The organism is Catenovulum adriaticum, assembly GCF_026725475.1.
Classification (GTDB): Bacteria; Pseudomonadota; Gammaproteobacteria; order Enterobacterales; family Alteromonadaceae; genus Catenovulum; species Catenovulum adriaticum.
On the sequence record NZ_CP109966.1, the window covers coordinates 315,862 to 335,457 of the forward strand.

10 protein-coding genes are annotated in these 19,596 nt (G+C 38.3%); 4 read left to right on the top strand and 6 right to left on the bottom strand.

Annotation, left to right across the window (positions count from 1 at the left end):
• Position 1: 1 nt before the first annotated feature.
• From fbaA to OLW01_RS14980, 5 genes are all read right to left on the bottom strand, one after another.
• The gene (gene fbaA / locus OLW01_RS14960) at positions 2-1,084 is read right to left on the bottom strand and encodes a class II fructose-bisphosphate aldolase (protein WP_268076731.1); all 1,083 of its coding nucleotides are present in this window, start codon (positions 1,082-1,084) and stop codon (positions 2-4) included.
• Positions 1,085-1,611: 527 nt separating this feature from the next.
• A complete protein-coding gene (locus tag OLW01_RS14965) occupies positions 1,612-1,875 on the bottom strand; it encodes a hypothetical protein (protein WP_268076732.1) in 264 nt (87 codons plus the stop codon).
• Positions 1,876-2,050: 175 nt separating this feature from the next.
• On the bottom strand, positions 2,051-4,042 hold the full coding sequence (locus OLW01_RS14970; protein ID WP_268076733.1) for a glycoside hydrolase family 88 protein: 1,992 nt from the start codon (positions 4,040-4,042) through the stop codon (positions 2,051-2,053).
• A gap of 106 nt (positions 4,043-4,148) precedes the next feature.
• A complete protein-coding gene (locus tag OLW01_RS14975) occupies positions 4,149-7,154 on the bottom strand; it encodes a TonB-dependent receptor (RefSeq protein ID WP_268076734.1) in 3,006 nt (1,001 codons plus the stop codon).
• Between the two features lie 823 nt (positions 7,155-7,977).
• Entirely contained in the window at positions 7,978-8,922 is a 945-nt protein-coding gene (locus OLW01_RS14980; RefSeq protein WP_268076735.1) for a LysR family transcriptional regulator, read from the bottom strand.
• Positions 8,923-9,054: 132 nt separating this feature from the next.
• Between OLW01_RS14980 and OLW01_RS14985 the strand changes: the two genes are divergently transcribed.
• Together OLW01_RS14985 and oadA are read left to right on the top strand one after the other, a co-directional pair.
• Positions 9,055-10,470: an acetyl-CoA carboxylase biotin carboxylase subunit gene (locus tag OLW01_RS14985; RefSeq protein ID WP_268076736.1), complete on the top strand. Its 1,416-nt coding sequence runs from the start codon at positions 9,055-9,057 to the stop codon at positions 10,468-10,470.
• Positions 10,471-10,523: 53 nt separating this feature from the next.
• Positions 10,524-12,338 (top strand): sodium-extruding oxaloacetate decarboxylase subunit alpha, encoded by a 1,815-nt coding sequence (gene oadA, locus OLW01_RS14990; protein WP_268076737.1) that lies wholly within the window; start codon positions 10,524-10,526, stop codon positions 12,336-12,338.
• 75 nt (positions 12,339-12,413) lie between these two features.
• On the opposite strand, the gene OLW01_RS14995 is transcribed toward oadA, so the two are convergent.
• Positions 12,414-14,192 (bottom strand): glycoside hydrolase family 43 protein, encoded by a 1,779-nt coding sequence (locus OLW01_RS14995; protein ID WP_268076738.1) that lies wholly within the window; start codon positions 14,190-14,192, stop codon positions 12,414-12,416.
• Between the two features lie 305 nt (positions 14,193-14,497).
• On the opposite strand from OLW01_RS14995, the gene OLW01_RS15000 reads away from it, so the two are divergent.
• The gene (locus OLW01_RS15000; protein WP_268076739.1) at positions 14,498-18,088 is read left to right on the top strand and encodes a glycosyl hydrolase; all 3,591 of its coding nucleotides are present in this window, start codon (positions 14,498-14,500) and stop codon (positions 18,086-18,088) included.
• A 10-nt stretch (positions 18,089-18,098) separates the two neighbouring features.
• The gene (locus OLW01_RS15005; protein ID WP_268076740.1) at positions 18,099-19,370 is read left to right on the top strand and encodes an alginate lyase family protein; all 1,272 of its coding nucleotides are present in this window, start codon (positions 18,099-18,101) and stop codon (positions 19,368-19,370) included.
• The last annotated feature ends 226 nt before the right edge of the window (positions 19,371-19,596 follow it).

Consider the following 19,596-nt stretch of genomic DNA (forward strand, 5'->3'; position numbering starts at 1 on the left):
TTTAACCTTTTAACCTGTTGGTGCAATTAAGCGCTTCAAAACATTGAGTTAAACGCTCTACCATGGAAACCTCGGCATGACGTAACCAATTTCTTGGGTCATAGTATTTTTTATTAGGACTATATTCGCCTTCTGGGTTACCGAGTTGCGTTTTTAGGTAGGCTGAATTTTTTTGATGAAACTGTTCCACACCATGCCAAAATGCCCATTGGGTATCTGTGTCAATATTCATTTTAATAACCCCATATCCAATAGCTTCACGGATTTCTTCAAGTGAAGAGCCTGAACCACCATGAAATACAAAGTCTAGCGCGTTAGTCGGTAGGTTAAACTTTTCACAAGTATAATTTTGCGAGTCGCGTAAAATAACAGGCGTTAATTGCACATTACCCGGATTATATACGCCATGCACATTACCAAAAGAAGCAGCTATGGTAAATTGCTCGCTAATTGCAGATAGTTTTTCGTATGCATACGCGACATCTTCAGGTTGAGTATATAGTGCTGATTTATCTAAATGGCTATTATCAACACCATCTTCTTCACCGCCAGTACACCCTAGCTCAATTTCAAGAGTCATACCCATTTTTTGCATTCGGCTTAAATAGTCTGCACAAGTAGCAATATTTTGTTCAAGTGGCTCTTCAGATAAATCAATCATGTGCGAGCTATATAATGGTTTACCCGTTTTTTCAAAATGGTCTTGCGATGCATCAAGTAAACCATCAATCCAAGGTAATAATTTTCGTGCTGCGTGATCCGTATGTAAAATAACGGGTACTTGATACAAACAGCTCATTTGATGAATATAATGCGCTGCCGCAATACCGCCTGCAATAGCACCTTGAAATTTATCGGTAGCAGGTAAACCTTTACCGGCGAAAAAAGTAGCTCCGCCATTTGAAAGCTGAATAATAATAGGTGAATTTAGTTTATGCGCCGTTTCTAATGCTGCATTAACTGAATGTGTGCCTATTACATTAACAGCAGGTAAAGCGTAGTTGTTTTCTTTAGCATGTTTAAATATTTCTTGAACATCCGAACCTGTTACAACACCAGGTTGAATATTGGAGATATTGGCCATGGTTTTTCCTAAATATGTTAATTTTTTATCGCTAAATACGGCATATAGCTTGGTACTTAGCTGCTTTGAATACACAGTTCCAAACAACAGGGTTTATAGATTCAAATGCTATAAAACTTATCTGAATGTATGATGACGACAGTATTCATGTTCTTTATTGTCATTATGATTAAAAATGACTGCATCTGATTATATTAACTTAAAGGTGATTTCACTTCAATGTTTTTGGTTCGTTTATGTGGCGTAGCGCAAATGTTGCACAGTTTATTTTTTCACGACAGATAATCGGAAAAAATATCAACAAAATTAATAAGTAATAGTAAAATAAAATGAGGATTTGAGTTATTTTGAAGCTTTAAATATGAGTGTCTATATTAGACACACCGCTATTTAGCTTAATTTTTTAGGATTATTTAGAAAATGAGCAATTTTTTAGTTCAGCAGATATTAATTGTTCTATTTTGAATGAATTTTCTGATTAATCTGCTGAACTAAAATATTTTTACGGGTAGTGGGGTATTTATGGTTTATAGCGCCAAAACTTTACATACATATAAATAATTAAATTCTGAAATTTCATGCTTAGATGTGATTTTTGCTTTGAAGGGCGGTTTGCTGCCTGATTTTAAGTGTAGGAGACTATCAACGTCTAAGTCTGCCAAACTAACAAAATTAATTTCAGCATCTGAAAAATCATTAATTAATGCAGCATAAATTTTGTCATTTTGTTCTATTGTTAAAATCGAGGACACATTATGGTCGGTATTTTGTGAATCAGTTGAATCTTGCATTGAGTCCTGTTTAAGTTTGAATACTGGAATTTATGATCCCTTATTTTACATGGCTTAACGCTGAATCAAAGCTTTATTTTATGCCAATTTTGAATATTTAGTTAAAATGCCGCCTATTTTAAGTAAGCGGCATTTCTGAAGAAAAACAAAAGCCTATTATTTTAAATATACGCTGTTATTGTTTGTTTTCCGATTTTATTAGTTTATACATTTCTGTACCGGCTGCTAAAAATGCACCTACTCCATAAACTTCAGTGCTATCAGGGAAAGAATCACCTGGCGCTGCACCTACAGGTTGAACAAACCCTAACATGCCTTCGTCATTCACTGATTTTCTTAGTGCTTGCCATGCTTTCATTAAAATAGGGCGATAAGTTGCTTCATCCAAATAACCTTGGTTGATGCCCCATGCTAAGCCAAAGGTGAAAAATGAGGTACCACTAGTTTCTTTAATTGGATAACCTTCTGTCCCACCTAATAAGCCCATTGACCAAGTGCCATCTTCACGTTGAATGGTTTTTAAACGAACGGCCATTTTTTTGAATAAATCAATATAAAATTCACGATGTTGCCAGTCTGATGGTAGGTCCGGAATCATTAACGCTAAGCCGCCAAATACCCAGCCATTACCACGTGCCCAAAAGATATCTTCGCCATTTTGTTCTTTTTGATCAAAATAGCTTGAATCACGCCAGAATAATTGATCTTTTTCGCTCCATAACAAGTCGTATGTGGCTTTATATTCCTGATGCATGAACTCTAAATATTTTTGTTCACCTGTTATTTTAGCTAGTTGTGCCCAAACCGGTGGCGCCATAAATAAAGCATCACACCAACCCCAACGGTAATGGGCGTGAGTGTTTTCTGCTTTCCATTCTAAAGTACCGGTTTTTGGGTTTGCTAAAATCCAGTCAAATTGCTTACGGGTTGGTTCAAGCATTTTTTCTTGCTTAAACTCTTCATACAAGTCTAAATAAAATTGGCCTACGGTATGATCGTCTGCATGATAAGGTCTTTTATGCAGTTTCCAGTCATTGCGTTCACCAATGGCTTTTAACCACTGTGTATATTTGTCATTATCAGCAATTTTGCGCCATTCATTCATACCCGCGTATAAAGCGCCTAGTTGCCATTGTAAATCGTGGTAACGGTCTCGGCTCATCCAGTCTGGCTTGATGCGTGGAATTGAACGGTATTTACCTTGTTCTTCATGGTGTTCAATTTGCCAATCAGCAACTTTTTTGGTTAGCGATTTAACTGATTTAGGCGTAACTTTTGCATTTTTATCACTTTTATCTAAATAGCTGTCAGCATATTTCTGCCATTGCTTAAAGCTGGTGATCTCACCGGCTTTAGTCCAGGCAAACCCTGCATAATAAGTGATTTTACCTGCTTTATCGGTTTTAGTGACCAAAACGGCGTGTGATCTGTCTTTTACATCACTTTTTTGCTCAACAAAATGGGTATGCGTAAATTTTGGCAAGGCGACCGCGGTGCCAACGTGACTGCCATCAATGGTTTCCCAAGTGGTTAGTGTATCGCCTTCAGAGTTAACTTTAGCTTTGGCTTTGCCATCATGAGTGGTAACACCCACAGCAACATCTAATTGAACGGGTTGGCCATTTTTAGTGAACTGGCTTTCAGCTTTGTAAAGCTGATTGCCTTTTTCCAGCGTGATGCGTTTAACTTCTTGTATATTAAGTTCTTCATACTGATATTTAAGTTCAAATACGACTTTGTTAGCAGTTTTGCTAATAACTTCATAACTGGTATATACATTAGGTTGAATTAATTTATCGCCTGAAGCTGATTTATCCCACAGTGCGATACTGCCGCATCCTAGTGAATTACCTACATGGTAAGGGTCATAACCTTCGCCATGATCTTCATGGTATGAAATACCTTCAGTATGACCTTTATACCATTTATCAACAATTGGATAATCAACCCGTTTAAACCAACAATCCGTACCATTGTTTTCTTTTGAAGCTTGCAATGCCGGACCATATACCCGAAAAGCGACTTTATCGTTTTCAAATGCAAAATCATCTTTACGCTCGGGCACAAACCTGGCTTGAACATAACCTTCTTCTTGTGGCTGCATTGCACAACCAGCAGCCACACTCACCAGAGTACCAGCTAAAATATATTTAAATATTTGATTCATTTAGTTTTTCTCCAAAAAAACTGATAGATTTATTGGTATTTATAATAAATAAAAACTCCGACGATAAGCCGGAGTTTTTGAATTGTTAATAAAGCATTAACTTAAATTACATTTTTGCTGTGATACCAAAGGTAATTCGACGGTCAGCAATGTCTTGCTCACACAATAAAGCACCTTCATTGAAGCACCATTTTGTGCTGTCTTCACGTGTTAAGTTGACCCCTTCAATACCAACAGTAAAGGTTTCGTTTATGTCGTAACTTAGACTTGCGTTTAACTGACCACGTTCGCCAATTATAGGTGGAATATTAAATCTCATTACACCTGAAGTTGGTGGAATATAAGCGCTTCGATGCGTATAACGTAAACGAACGTTTAAGTCGTATTTGTCATAAAATAACGTAAAGTTATAAGCATTTTTGGATAAATTGGATAGTTGTGAACGCTCAGTTACCACGTCATCAGCTAATGTTTCCGTACTATTATCAACATCAGTTCGACCTAAAATAGTATTAATTGGATCAGTAGGGTTTGTTTCAGCATATAAATCTAGAGTATTACTATAATCCTGCCAAGTGTAGTTTGCAATTACACCAAAACCTGAAGCCCAGCCAAGATCGTCTTCAAATTCGCTGAGATCATATTGAGCAGCAATTTCAATCCCTTTTTGTTTCTCTGAACCTGCATTTAATTTAGTTTGGCGAGCTACACAGATACCATAAGTGTCCGTACGACTCGATTCAACATTATAATTTTCTGGCGGAACATTTGGATTAAATACCCCACCACCTTCACATGGAGCAACTACATCTCGCTCTAGTACCCCAGAATCTGGGTTAATGGTTTTAACGGGTTCATCTTGAAGAGTGACATGAACATCATCTCTATCTTTAAGAAAAACGCCAAGACTCACCATGCTGCTAGTTGATAAGTAGTATTCAAGCGCTAAATCATAAGACCAAACTTGTTCAGGTTCTAATTCAGGGTTGCCAACAGAGACTGCTGCATAAGGCGAGTTAGCGTAATTAACTGATGGTGATAAATCATCAAAATCAGGTCGACGAATATCTTTACCAACGCCAGCTCTTACAAATAAGCCATCCGATAATTCAGCAGATAAATTCAAGCGTGGTAACACAAAGTCATAGCTACTAGATTCTGTAACATTTTCTACATCATCATTTACTATATTCACACCTTTGGAATTTAGGTCAGTTGTAACATAACGAACACCTAAATTACCGCGTAAAAATGTATCACCAATTTCGGTTTCAAAATCGCCTTGCACATATAACGCAAGTGTTTCTTCTGAAATATCGAAAAATGATGCAGTATTAACGGTAGGCTCACCTACTAAACTATTATTAGCATCCGTATTTGCGTTATTCGTGGTAATTGCTTCATTGATAGTGGTGATTACTCTATCTGGATTTCCAAATGCAATCTCATTATCAATCATTAAGTAATCGGCTATAAATAGGTCTCGATCGCCTGCAGCATCAAAGTTATTCGGGCCAGCAACAACTATGTCTGAGAACAAATTGGCTCGTGGTCTATCCCAATTTGCAAACGTAAAGTTTTCATTACTATTATTTCGTGTTGATGAGGTTTCATTCCAGCGTACACCTGCGTTAACATCAACAAAAATAGTATCCAAATCTGTTACATCATATTTTATATCGACCCTGGCTGCCGTCTCGTCACCTTCACTAGTATTGTAAGTTCTTGCGATCTTATTTAAAGCATAATTATCAGGGGAAAGTAAATCAGCAGAAGAAGGTGTTTCAGGCAAGTCCGGTGCAATACCAAACTCAAATGTGCCTCCTTCAATATTGAAAATAGCCGGGGTGCCATTATCTGCACTAGTTCCTGGAGCAGGTTGTTGAGCGTTTGGATTGATAAAATCAAGTGTTGAATTCAAGCCCGGAGATTTCGTGTCTGAGTCTGAATAAGAAACCTCAGCATTAAGTTTTAACTTTTCTGCAGTCCATTCACCACCTAGCGCAAAAACATGGCTCTTAGTTAATCGTGAATTTGTGTTTCCGTCTACACGTAAATTTGGATCTTGTTTGCCATCTGCAGTACCGACACCAATTACACCGCTTTTCACAGCTAATACTTCACCTAAATCTAATGTTCCGTATTTGCCATTAACAGAACCTAAATCAATTGTCACAAATTCATCGTAATCATGTTCTGGAAGGACATAGCCATTACCTGTACCTGAAAAATATGCACGTGAACCTCTACCTGAACGTTCTTGATCATTTAAAGTGGCATCAAAATAAAATTTTAAGTTGTCAGTAGGCGCTAATTCGATTGATGTAGTAAAGTTTTTTGTTTCGTAGTCCGTACCACGAATTGGCTGATCTAAAAATTGGGTTCTTAAATATGCTTCACCAGTTTCTGGTTGTAATACACGGTCTCGGTCAAATCTGGGGTTAATAGAAGCTACATCTTGTTCAGCATAGCTACCAGTCACTACCACGCCTAATTTACCAAAATCAGTTTCCCAACTATCGCCATAGGTGCCTGATATTTTTGGTGTTGTTGAATCAGCTAAATCACTATGCTCACCTTGCACTTTAAATTGGAGCAATCTTTCACTTAAACTTGTACCACGTAAGGTACGCAAATTAACAGTACCACCCACTGAACCTTCAACTGTTTTTGCTGTTGGTGCTTTAGTTACCTCTACTGCAGCAATTAAAGCGGCCGGTAAATCATCAAAACTAATACCTGTACGACCACTTCCTGAACCAACGGTTGAAACCCCATTTATTTCAACTCGGTTAGAATCTGTACCTCTAATTTGAACACCAGTACCTACACCAGCTGTACGAGTTATTTGAACGCCTGTAACATTTTCTAAAACTTCTGCTAAGTTATTATCAGGTAATTTACCAATATCTTCTGCTTTAATGATTTCAGCAATATTAGTTTTATCTCGTTTCTCATTTAATGCACTGGCAAGCGAACTACGAATACCTGTTACATTTATAGTTTCTGTTTCTTCTGCATTATCCTGTGCCAATGCTGAACCGGTAAATCCACTAAGCGCGGTTGCGACTGCTGCAGCCACAATTGATTTATTTTTAATACTGTAAATCATTTTATTATGCTCCGTATAGTTAATGCTTTGCTCTACTCACCTTAATCTAAGCGTTAATGTAAGCATAAAATAAAACATAATCAAGCATATTTGACTAATATAACTCACAAAGGTTGCTTTTAAGTTAATTAAATCTAGTCATTTATGTTAATGGTGATTTATTTTGATTTTAATATGGGTTGTGTGATTGTTTTTTTGTGATGCAGCAACGGACGGGGAGTTATCAATTTAATTGCAGGACGTAGCGAGAAATATTTGTATTTTACGTATATTAACCTTATAGCTCAGCAATATTTCTAATGAGAATTTTTTGCGTGGGCAAGGCAAATTTACGCGTAGTGGGCTACATAAATTAGCTATAAAGACTTTATGCTCCTGCAAAGTCACCTTACCCCACATCCATGTGGGGCAACACAGTAGAAATGCTAAACAAACGCTGCCCTTCGGGTTCGCCCTAAACGCTTTTTGCTCTTTGTTGCCTGCATGGATGCAGGTACTTAGCGTGAGGCAGGATGCGGTAGCTGTGCTCGATATTGACATAGAAGAACTATGCTACATATCTTGCGTCGCGATCAAAAAGCGTTTAGTTAGAACAAAATTTGTACTCCAAACGTCAACAGACCCTAGCCTTGGGTTTGGTTTCAACGTCGCTTTATCTTCCTCTATCCATGGAGTTGCATGCTAGGGTGTTTAACGCTGTTCCCACGAAAAAAAGACCGTTTGAAATATATTCATTAAACCAAGTTAAAGTCGTCTTAACGAAAGGTAATATTTAAGAGCCTTATTTTTTCACAATCATATTATTAATATAAAATAAAAAATGTCATAAGCCGCCAATTATTGATTTTGTAAAATTGTGTTTATGTTGCTCAATAAACTCCAAAAAAACTTGCATTGAAAGTGTTAAGTGTTTTGCTTTTGGGTAAACAACTGACCAGCTTTGTTTTAGTGGAAAATTTTCTACTTTAACCATATTTAATTTTCCTAACTCAAGCTCCAGCAAAACACTAAATTTTGGTAAAACGGCAACGCCTAAACCTGCCATTACGGCATGCTTAATTGCTTCATTTGAACCCAGCTCCATTGCAGGTATGATTTTCAATTTATGTTGCTGGCAATGCTTTTCAAGCGCAAGCCGACTTCCTGAGCCTGTTTCACGAATGAGTAAGTCCTGAGTTAAAAATTCGTCTGCTTTAACGTTATTTTTTGCAAGTAAAGGATGTCCACTTGGCGAAACTGGAACGAGTTCATTATCTAAAAAAGGAAGCGCAGCATAAGGTTTGGTGTGTGGCACCATCCCCATAATCACGAGATCATCACTATTACTATTAAGCCTTTGTAACGCAGTTGCTCGATTCACCACAGTCATGCTGACCGCAATTTGAGGGTACAAATATCGAAATTCTCTTAATAAATGAGGTACTACATATTGTGCGGTGCTAACAGCCAGGAGTTTAAGTTCTCCTGAAATATTACCGTCAAGGGCGGCAAAATCACTCTTTAATAATTTAAGCTCAGTAAAAATAGTTTCTACACTTTGAGCTAAACGCTCGCCCGCTAAAGTACAGAACAACCGTCGACCAACGTATTCAAACAGAGGTTGACCAAGTGCTTGTTCTAATTGCCGAATTTGGCTACTAACTGCAGGCTGAGTTAAGCCAAGTAAATCACCTGCTTTGGTATAACTTTGCAGTTTGAATACGGCATTAAATACCTGTAATTGACGAAAACTTAATCGTGAAATAACACTCTGAATCGTTAATGGCATAATTTATAAAAAAGAAACTATCTATAAGGTATAGCTTATACATAACCTAGAAAACATCAATTTTTATTTATCCCATCTATCTTTTAATATGCGCTCATTACGATTTGCCATGCATGACATGGAGGAGAAACTATGCTCAAAAAAATTCTGATTGCGAACCGTGGGGAAATCGCTGTACGCATTATAAGAGCCTGTGCCGAATTAAATATTCGCTCAGTAGCTATTTATACCGAACCAGATAGATACGGTTTGCATGTGAAACGCGCAGATGAGTCTTATTCTGTTGGCGACGATCCATTAACTGGCTATCTCGACCCATTGGGGATTGTGAACTTAGCATTACAGACAGGCTGTGATGCTATCCATCCAGGTTATGGTTTTTTATCGGAGAATGCTGAATTTGCTCGAATATGTGAGCAAAAAGGAATTACTTTTATTGGTCCCAGTGCTGACGTCATTCATCGTATGGGTGACAAAACGCAAGCGCGTAATGCAATGCGAGCCGCAGGTGTCCCCGTTACGCCAGGCTCAGAAGATAATTTAAAAGATTTGGATGAAGCAGTTGAACTGGCAAATCAAATTGGCTACCCAGTTATGGTTAAAGCGACCTCTGGTGGTGGCGGCCGTGGGATTCGCCGATGTGATTCAGAACAAGAATTAAAACAGCAGTTTCCGAGAGTAATATCAGAAGCGACTAAAGCATTTGGTAGTGCAGAAGTATTTTTAGAAAAATGTATTGTTAATCCTCGCCATATCGAAGTTCAAATATTAGCTGATGGTGAAGGCAATGTAATTCATTTATTTGAACGTGATTGTTCAATTCAACGCCGTAACCAAAAGTTGATTGAAATTGCGCCAAGTCCTCAATTAACTGAATCGCTTAGAAATTATATGGGCAGTTTAGCGGTAAAAGCTGCACAAGCCGTTGCTTATAAAAATGCGGGCACGGTTGAATTTTTACTCAGCGGTGATGACGTTTATTTTATGGAAATGAATACACGTGTTCAGGTTGAACACACCATTACTGAGCAAATTACGGGTGTAGATATTGTCAAAGAACAAATCTTAATTGCATCTGATCAGACTTTAAGTTATCGCCAGCAAGATATTAGTTATCGGGGTTATGCACTGCAATTTAGAGTGAACGCCGAAGACCCTAAAAATGAATTTTTGCCCAGTTTTGGTCGAATTTCGCATTACTATGCGCCGGGCGGCCCAGGGGTTCGTGTTGATACGGCTATTTATACCGGGTATGAAATTCCACCTTATTACGATTCTATGTGTTTGAAATTAATTGTATGGGCTTTGACTTGGGAAGACGCAGTTTCTCGAGGTCAACGTGCCTTGGATGATATGCGTTTACACGGCATTAAGACCACAGCGGCTTACTACAAGCAAATTTTGCAGCACCCTGATTTTCAGCAAGGCAATTTTAATACCAGTTTTGTGCCAGACAATATGCAATTGTTACAGTATTCAGACAAACGTCACCCTAGTGAATTGGCCTTAGCTATAGCCGCCGCTATCGCTGCATATTCAGCTGCCTAACCAACCCATTTATTGCTGCAGCTTACGGCGCTGTAGTTTAAGAGGATAGTAAGATGACCGAAAACAAAAAAATTGAAATCACAGACTTAATTTTACGTGACGCGCACCAATCACTTATCGCAACCCGCATGCGCACCGAAGACATGTTACCTATTTGCGAGAAGTTAGACCAAGTTGGTTACTGGTCGCTTGAAGTGTGGGGCGGGGCCACTTTTGATGCTTGCGTGCGTTTTTTAAAAGAAGATCCATGGGAAAGGCTTCGCCAATTACGCGCAGCTTTACCCAATACGCGCTTACAAATGTTATTACGTGGACAAAATTTATTAGGATACCGTCATTATGCAGATGATGTCGTAAAAGCCTTTGTTGAAAAAAGCGCTGATAATGGAATTGATGTTTTTCGGATATTTGATGCACTAAATGATATCCGTAATATTGAAACCGCAATGAAAGCCGTGAAGCAGACGGGTAAGCATGCTCAAGGTACGTTATGTTACACCACAAGCCCTGTACACACGCCAACGCTTTTTGTTGAACAAGCTTTAAGAATGCGCGATATGGGTGCAGATTCTATTGCAATAAAAGATATGGCAGGTTTATTAACCCCGTTTGCAACTTATGATTTAGTTAAAGCGCTTAAATCAAAAGTCGATTTGCCAATTGTTTTACATAGTCATGCAACAGCAGGGTTGGCTGAAATGTGCCAATTAAAAGCAGTAGAAGCAGGTGCCGATCGCATCGATACTGCGATTTCAGCGTTTGCAAGTGGCACTAGCCATCCAGCGACTGAAGCCCAAGTTGCCGCATTAAAAGATTCTCCATTTGATACCCAGCTTGATTTATCTCTATTGGCTGAAATTTCTGATTATTTTAGAGAAATTCGGAAAAAATATCACCAATTTGAAAGTGAATTTACTCGCGAAGATGTTTCTGTTCAAATTAATCAAGTACCCGGCGGCATGATGTCTAATCTAGCAAATCAATTAAAAGAACAAAATGCGTTGGATAAAATCCAAGAAGTATTTGCAGAAATTCCTAGGGTGCGTAAAGATTTAGGTTATCCGCCACTAGTCACACCTACTTCTCAAATAGTGGGCACGCAAGCGGTTTATAATGTTTTATCTGGTAAGCGTTATCAAACTATAACGAACGAAGTAAAACGATATTTACAAGGGGGTTATGGAGCCGCGCCGGGTGAAGTAAATATTGAGCTGCAAAAGCAAGCTATTGGTAACGAGCCAGTTGAACATAACCGTCCAGCTGATGCGATTAAACCTGAATTAGCTAAGTTACGTAACGATATTGGTGATTTAGCAAACACCGAAGAAGATGTTTTAACCTTTGCTATGTTTCCAGATTTGGGGCGAGAATTTTTACAACAACGCCTTGACGGTACGCTTAAGCCAGAAACCTTGCGCCCAATTGATTCAAATCAAGCCAGTAAACTAGCTAAAGCCGGAGCTTCTGAATTTAAAATTACGGTGCATGGTGAAACTTACGATATTGCCGTCACCGGTATAGGCGAAAATGGCGCAGATAAACGCAAAATTTACTTGTCATTAGATGGTATGCCTGAAGAAATCGTGTTTGAATCTTTAAACGAATTAACTGGCGATGGCAATTCAGTAGCGCGGCAACGAGTCAGTTCTCCTGGCCATGTGGCAACTGCAATGCCGGGAAATGTGGTTGATGTATTGGTTAAAGAGGGTGATAAAGTTAGTGCTGGCCAAGCCGTACTGGTAGCAGAAGCTATGAAAATGGAAACTGAGATTAATACAAAAGTGGATGGCGTTGTTAAAGCTATTTATGTTGCTAAAGGCGATAGAATCACCCCAGGTGAATTGCTAATTGAAATCGCTGACGAGTAAATACCCTAAAATGTCAGTTGGTATAAATAAAGAGGCTAAAAATCTAGCCTCTTTCATTAATTAAATTGATGCTACTTACTTGGCCGCTTTTGGGCCATCGTAATCATAAGTGAACCAGTCGACATCAATATAACCAGCATCTTTTTCTTCATTCCAAGAGAAAAAGCCTAATCTGTCACCCGTCCATTTGCCAAACGCAATGGTAAACGTTGGACCAAATGCTTTAAAGGCTTTACCATCAAAGCTATATTCGTAGGTTGCTTTATTACGAGCATTAGAAGTACGAACATAAAGATCGTTAGTGGTTAACTTAGGACCAAGCGTTTTATTACCCATTTTATCCATGTAAAATAGATGTTTATTGCCACTTTCATCCATTTGAACGCCTAGCAAGTTGAATACACCACCATAACGCACAAAACCTGCTAGCTGGTTAGGAGCCATGCCTGAAATATCAAACTTAGCCACTGCTGTACCTGTAGTAATGCCCATCATACGTTGGCTTAAGGTATTTGGCGCGCGCCAAAAATCAGAGTCTGAGCCATCGTTATTAGTCCATTCATTTATTTTAGGGCCATGATTACTATTATTTGGCAGTACTTTACTGGCTTTTAATCGTAACCATCCTGGTCTTTCGGTTAACGACCAGTGACTATCTCTAGGGTTATGGTTCCATTCCCATTGAAAACCTAGTTTATCTGATGAAAAGTCATCGTCTGAACTAGGCGCCGCAATAGGGTAACCATTGATTGGTTTTTTATAACGTTTAACAGGCTCGCCTATGCCGTCATTATCTTCATCTACCCCAATAATCGGCCAGCCATCAATCCAAGTAACAGGATCTAAAACTTGAGGTCTGCCTTGAAATGGAATGTCGTCATTTTGAATCAGTTGATGCATATACCACCAAGACTTATCCGCTGCTTGTACTAACGCACCTTGGCTAGCACTACGGTTATTAAATTCGGTGCCTTTTTCAAGCACAGTTTTAACTTCGTACGGGCCATAAATGCTATCGTCCGAGCGCAATACTAATTGTTTTCGGTCATTTTTCGGATTTTTAACACCTGGTTTGGTTGATTTATCACCCATAGTCCACTGAGCCATAAAAATGTACCAAGTGCCGTCTATTTTATAAATTTTTGCGGCTTCAGCGCCCATGCCGGTATAAACTAACTTACCTTCATCTAAAATTTTGGTGCCGTCCCAGCTCATTTCATAAATACGATTTTCGTTGCCTTCAATTTTATTATCTGGGCTTTTTTGTTTTTTCCCTGTATTTATAATCATATAAGCTTTTTTGGTTTCTTTATCCCAGTATACTGCAGGATCATCTAGCACATCCGCTTTTGGCAACATCATGATTGGTTCGCTCCACGGACCTTCGATATTATCAGCGGTGGTTACCATCAAACCATTTTGATAGTCAATTTGGTACACATACCATTTACCTTCATGATAGGCGATATCACCGGCCCAAGTACCAAATGAATAGCCATTCATTCTGTCCCAATTATATTCAGGTGCCCATGATAGTTTAGGGAATGCGTGGCCAACATTGGTCCAGTTAACCAAATCTTTAGATTTTAAAATTGGCATCCCAGGTGACATATGCTGTTTTGAGGTGATCATATAATAGGTGTCACCAACTTGTTCTATGTCTGAATCTGGGTAATCCGCATTTAAAATAGGGTTGATGTAAGTGCCATCACCCTGATCGCCAAAGCTACCCGTTTGTGCAGCTGTTACATGATTTGAATTTGGCTTTTGTTGGGTTTCTACTGTTGTTTGTGCGCTACAGCCGGCTAAAGCAAATAGCACAGAAATACTGATGAGTTTTTTTGATAACAGCATAATAAATATTCCGTATGTTAAAAAGATGCTAAACTCTATCGCAATTAATTTATTTTGTATAGTTATGATTTTTATAGACCTGTTATGATTTTTATTGAATTTACTTAGATTAAGTGGCCAGAGAATATTTAAAGTAATTAATCAGCTAATTATCATGAGGTTATTAAATTTTATCCTTTTTATTTAACACCCAAATGATAAAAGTCTATAAATCAGTTTATGTTGGTGATTGTTAATGATTGAATCATAAGTTAATTTGACTTGTCAGATTGGTGTACATTTATAACAGGTTGAGAGAAAGCAGGATGATGATATTAAAGCGCAAAAAATACAAAATATTCACGTTATGTGTAAATAAGGCTCAATCGGATAAATCGAAAAAATTAAAACTTTCTAATTTTTATGTTGCCTCGCTTATCAGTTTATTGGCGCTATTGTTAACGCCAGTAGTAATAGGGGAGGAGGCGGTAGAAATTGAACAAAATCTTCGAACACAGCAGTCAATTAGAGAAATGCAGCAAGCATTTTTATCGCCTTCAAAACGCTATTACCCAGAAACTTGGTTTCATTTAAATGGTAAAAATATTAGCAAGGCGGGCTTAACAGCCGATTTAGAAGCGATTGAATATTCGGGTATGCAAGGCATTCAGCTGTTTAATAAAAAAGGACCAGCTTACCCTGATGTTGAGCAAATCAGCATTTTATCTGATGAGTGGGAAGACGTAATAGGGCATGTTGCAGACGAAACTGAGCGATTAGGGTTGAATTTAACCTTTCAAAATTGCCCTGGTTGGTCGATGGCCGGCGGCCCTTGGGTACCTGCCGAAGAGGCTCAACGCGAGTTAGTTCACCATGAGTTTCAGTTTACCGGCGGGCAAAAGATTAATCAGTCTTTAGCTATAGCGCCTGAATACCAAAGCAAAGATCGTAACTATCAAGATGTGCAAGTGATCGCTTTTAAAACGCCACTTGATCATCATCAATTAGATTTAACCCCAGATAAGATAAACTCAAATAATAAATTGATTCCATGGCAGTCTATCTTTGATAAAACACAGCGATTTTCATATCAATATCATCCAAGAGTATTACCAGAGCAAGCGCCGTTTAAGCAGTATCAATTAAATGGCATTCACCCCGTTGAAGGTGAACCAACTTGGGTAGAGACAAGTTTTAATAAAGCTGTCACCATCCGCACAATAGAGTTGCCGCCTGTTAGAACCATTTTCACGAATAGACAATACCCTAAAACTAATATTGAAATACTGGTAGAAGCTAAATTACAGGGCAACTGGCAAAAGGTGACAAGTTTACAAGTACCATCGACGAATTGGTACGATTTGCAATATGGTACAACACTCGCCATTCCAACAACCAAAAGCGAGCAATTTCGGTTTACCTTTAAAAAAGATCCGCTGTTTTTAGCTTATCTAAAATTACACAGCCGATCAGCTTTGCATAACCATGAAGCTAAAGCGTCGAAAACCTCACGCAACTTACAACAAGATATTGAGCAACAGGTTTCAAAACAAGCGATTATTCAGAGCCAAGATATTGTAGATATAACGGCTCATTTAACTAATAAAGGTGAACTAAATTGGCAAGCGCCTGCCGGCAATTGGACCGTTATACGTTTTGGCCATGTCAATATGCTTAGAACCAACCGCCCAGCAGAACCGGAAGCAACAGGGTGGGAAGCCAGTAAGCTGGATAAAGAAGCCATTGAAAATCATTTGCGTAACGGCATGATGGGGCATTTAATGCGCTCTGGTGGACCACTTGACGGACACAAAATTCACGGCATGTTGATTGACAGTTGGGAAAGTTATGTGCCCACTTGGACAATGAAAAAAGAGCGACTGGCTCAAGAATTTTTTCAACGCCGAGGTTACGATATGATGCCATATTTACCTGCCACTTTAGGTTATGTTGTTGATTCGGTTGAAATTAGTAATAAATTTTTACGTGATTTACGCCACACGATGGACGACTTATACGTTGAAAACTTTTTTGACCATTTTAAAACTGTTGCTCATGATATGGGTTCCAAAGTGTATACCGAAGGCGCCGTAGGCGAAACTTTACCCGGTGATCCTATGCGTTACTATGGGGTGAGTGATTTTCCGATGACGGAGTTTTGGTATCCTAAAGCGCCATCAAATCAAAAAGAAGCTAAACCTGTTTATGCGGCGGCTTCTGCTTATCATCTTTATAATAAACCTTTTTTAGCAGCTGAAGCGGCTACTCAACTGTTTGTTAAATGGAATGAAACACCAGACAGTATCAATTATTTAATCAATGAAAATTTTGCTAAAGGCATCAATCATTTAGTATTTCATACGTTTTCACATACCCCGCAATTAGACGTAGTGCCCGGTTCAAGCTTTGGCGGCACCATTGGTTTTCCAATGTTACGAACCCAAACTTGGTGGCGTCATACCCCTGAATGGATGAAGCAACTGGCACGTAGTCAATACATGCTACAACAAGGCGAATTTGTTGCCGATGTGCTGTGGTATTTAGGCGATGAGCTAGCTCCGCATCCTTACGATACTGCCCCTTTTCCTGATGGCTATAAATTTGATTATTTAAATCAAGAAATTTTGCATAACAAAGTGAAAGTAATTGATGGCCAATTACATGTGGTTGATGCCGGAAATTATCAATTAATACGATTACGTGATTCAGAGCGAATGCTGTTATCAACCGCTAAAAAATTGAAAAGTTTAGTGGAGCAGGGCGCTGTTATATTAGGCAACAAACCCCAAACGTCACCGAGTTTAATGGATAATAAACAAGATTTAAATTTACTTAAAAATATTGCTGATACACTTTGGGGTAACGAAAAACAAGGCGTAAAAAGCACAGGAAAAGGCAAAGTTTACTGGGGTTATTCACTTGAAACGGTATTAAAAAAAGAGCAAATTAAACCCGATATAGCAATGCCTGAAACGGCAAATATCCGTTGGTTACATAGACAAACGGCCAATGCAGATATTTATTTTGTGAGTAATCAACAGGATCATGCAATTGATGCAAATTTACAATTTAGAGTAACGGGAGAATCGCCTCAACTATGGGATCCAAAAACAGGCAATATTCAAACCGCAAAAATTTGGACAACAGATGAGCAAAATAAGTTGACTAACCTTGTGGTGAGTTTGGCCCCTCATAGCAGTCAATTTATTGTATTCAGTAAAAGCAAGCTTAAAAATCAAGCAACAGGTTTTAAGCAATTAACCCAAAATAACGAGGTTTTATTAGCAGCTCAACCTGGTTGGGTTCAGCATTATCCAGATCAAGGACAGCCAGCAAGGCTTATTAATAACCAATGGATTTTACGAGAGCCAGGGCGTTATCAACTACACGCAAGCAATGGTGAAATCACAGAATTTGGCGCAACAATACAAACCCAAGTGATTGATCAGCCATGGACATTAGCATTTGAATCCGGTTGGGATACTCCTAACAGATTAATCCTCAAGCAATTAAAACCGTTACAACAACTCAAGAGCGATGCAGTAAAACATTATTCAGGGTCGATTACTTATTCCACTCGTTTTAATTACCAAACAACTGAAAGCCAAAATACTAAGATATTAGATCTGGGGCAAGTACATAATATTGCTCAGCTCAAACTCAATGGCAAAGTTATTGGTACCCGATTTGCCCCGCCGTTTGAGTTTGATGTATCAAACGCGCTGCTTAATGGCGAGAATCACTTAGAAATTGTGGTGACCAATACTTGGCGTAATCAACTTATTTTTGACAAAAAACGATCACCAGGCCAGAAAAAAACTTGGACAACCAATCCACCTAAATCGCACGAAACGCAACTAGAACCATCAGGTTTAATTGGACCTGTAAAAATTAGAACTCAAGTCAATAAGAATTAAGGCGAACTAAATGAACAGAAAAACAATGACAGTGATAACAAGTTTAACTTTTTTAGGCGCCTGTAGTATAGCTGAACCTTTATTAAGCGAAACCAGCGTAGCCGACAATAAGTCAGCTGAACAAGTTCAGTCGTTTGTATTGACTTATATTGATGTTAGTCAAATTGAATTAAATAAACAAAAAATGCTACAAACTAATAGTATTTACCATGACGCGCTTAAATATACTTTAGCAAGAGCAGATAAAGCCCTAAAGCGAGCTCCCAATCCTGTAACGAATAAGCCTAACGCAGGGCCGAGTGGCAATTTACATGACTATTTAAGCATTGGACCATATTGGTGGCCCGATCCAACAAAAGTAGACGGTTTACCTTGGATTAGGAAAGACGGTGAAGTTAATCCTTTAACACGAGGCAATAACACAGATCAAACTCGTGCGAGTACATTTTTAAATGACTTAGGCGCATTAAATTTAGCCTATTTATATGCAACTAAAGCTACAACTAAATCGGCGTATCTTAAAAAATCTCAGCAATTAATTAAGCTATGGTTAATTGATTCAAATACTAAAATGAATCCACATTTAAATTTTGCGCAAGGCGTACCGGGTAAAAGCACAGGGCGTCCTTTTGGTATTATTGAATGGGAAAAAATATCTAATATTATTACCAGCATTGAGCTGCTAACACACAGCAATAGCGTTCATCAAACCTTTATTCAACAAGCAAATAGCTGGCTAACTGAATATTTAAACTGGCTGCTAACCAGTAAAATAGGCATGCAAGAAGCTGCCACTAAAAATAATCATGCAAATTGGTATGACTATCAAGTCCTAGGGTTAATGATCCACCTTGGGCAAACGGAACAAGCCATTCATTATAGTCAGACACTTAAACATAAAAGAATTAATAGCCAAATTAATGCTGATGGCGCACAGCCATACGAACTTGCACGAACTAAATCAATTAATTATAGCAGTATGAATTTAATGGCATTTTTAAAAGTTGCGGAACTTGCAGACAAGTTAGGCGTTGATTTACTTAATCATCAGGGACCTGAGGGGCAAAGTATAAAACTAGCTGTAGAATATTTACTGCCTTATGTTCAAGGAAAAAAAGAATGGCAATATAAACAACTGGGCGGTATACAAAAAGCATTTGAACAAAAAGCTTATTCAACACTTTATGTCGCTAATAAAGTATTGAAGGATACCACCGTACCTAATGTGTTGCTTAAAAACAATATTCAGCACGTCAAACCAGAGCTAATTTTAAGTTATTAAATGAGTTAGAATCGGAGTGGAAACGCTCATTTAGCACCCTTTATATTGAGTACTTTATTTCTAAAGCATAGCTCTGCCACTAAAGTAGGGTGTGGTAGCAGAATAATTTAGCCCCCTGATTAGAGGTGTTATGAATCAATCATAGCAAGATTAGGTAACAAAATGACAGTCAACTACTGAAAACAATTAAACCCGTTAGCCTGAACTGTGCATAAGAAAATAAACT

What these genes read in the sequence shown, in the direction of transcription:
- OLW01_RS14985 (WP_268076736.1), top strand. Translation starts at nt 9,055, where the DNA reads ATGCTCAAAAAAATTCTGATTGCGAACCGTGGGGAAATCGCTGTACGC.
- OLW01_RS14970 (WP_268076733.1), bottom strand. Translation starts at nt 4,042, where the DNA reads ATGAATCAAATATTTAAATATATTTTAGCTGGTACTCTGGTGAGTGTG.
- OLW01_RS14975 (WP_268076734.1), bottom strand. Translation starts at nt 7,154, where the DNA reads ATGATTTACAGTATTAAAAATAAATCAATTGTGGCTGCAGCAGTCGCA.
- OLW01_RS15005 (WP_268076740.1), top strand. Translation starts at nt 18,099, where the DNA reads ATGAACAGAAAAACAATGACAGTGATAACAAGTTTAACTTTTTTAGGC.
- oadA (WP_268076737.1), top strand. Translation starts at nt 10,524, where the DNA reads ATGACCGAAAACAAAAAAATTGAAATCACAGACTTAATTTTACGTGAC.
- OLW01_RS15000 (WP_268076739.1), top strand. Translation starts at nt 14,498, where the DNA reads ATGATGATATTAAAGCGCAAAAAATACAAAATATTCACGTTATGTGTA.
- OLW01_RS14980 (WP_268076735.1), bottom strand. Translation starts at nt 8,922, where the DNA reads ATGCCATTAACGATTCAGAGTGTTATTTCACGATTAAGTTTTCGTCAA.
- OLW01_RS14995 (WP_268076738.1), bottom strand. Translation starts at nt 14,192, where the DNA reads ATGCTGTTATCAAAAAAACTCATCAGTATTTCTGTGCTATTTGCTTTA.
- OLW01_RS14965 (WP_268076732.1), bottom strand. Translation starts at nt 1,875, where the DNA reads ATGCAAGATTCAACTGATTCACAAAATACCGACCATAATGTGTCCTCG.
- fbaA (WP_268076731.1), bottom strand. Translation starts at nt 1,084, where the DNA reads ATGGCCAATATCTCCAATATTCAACCTGGTGTTGTAACAGGTTCGGAT.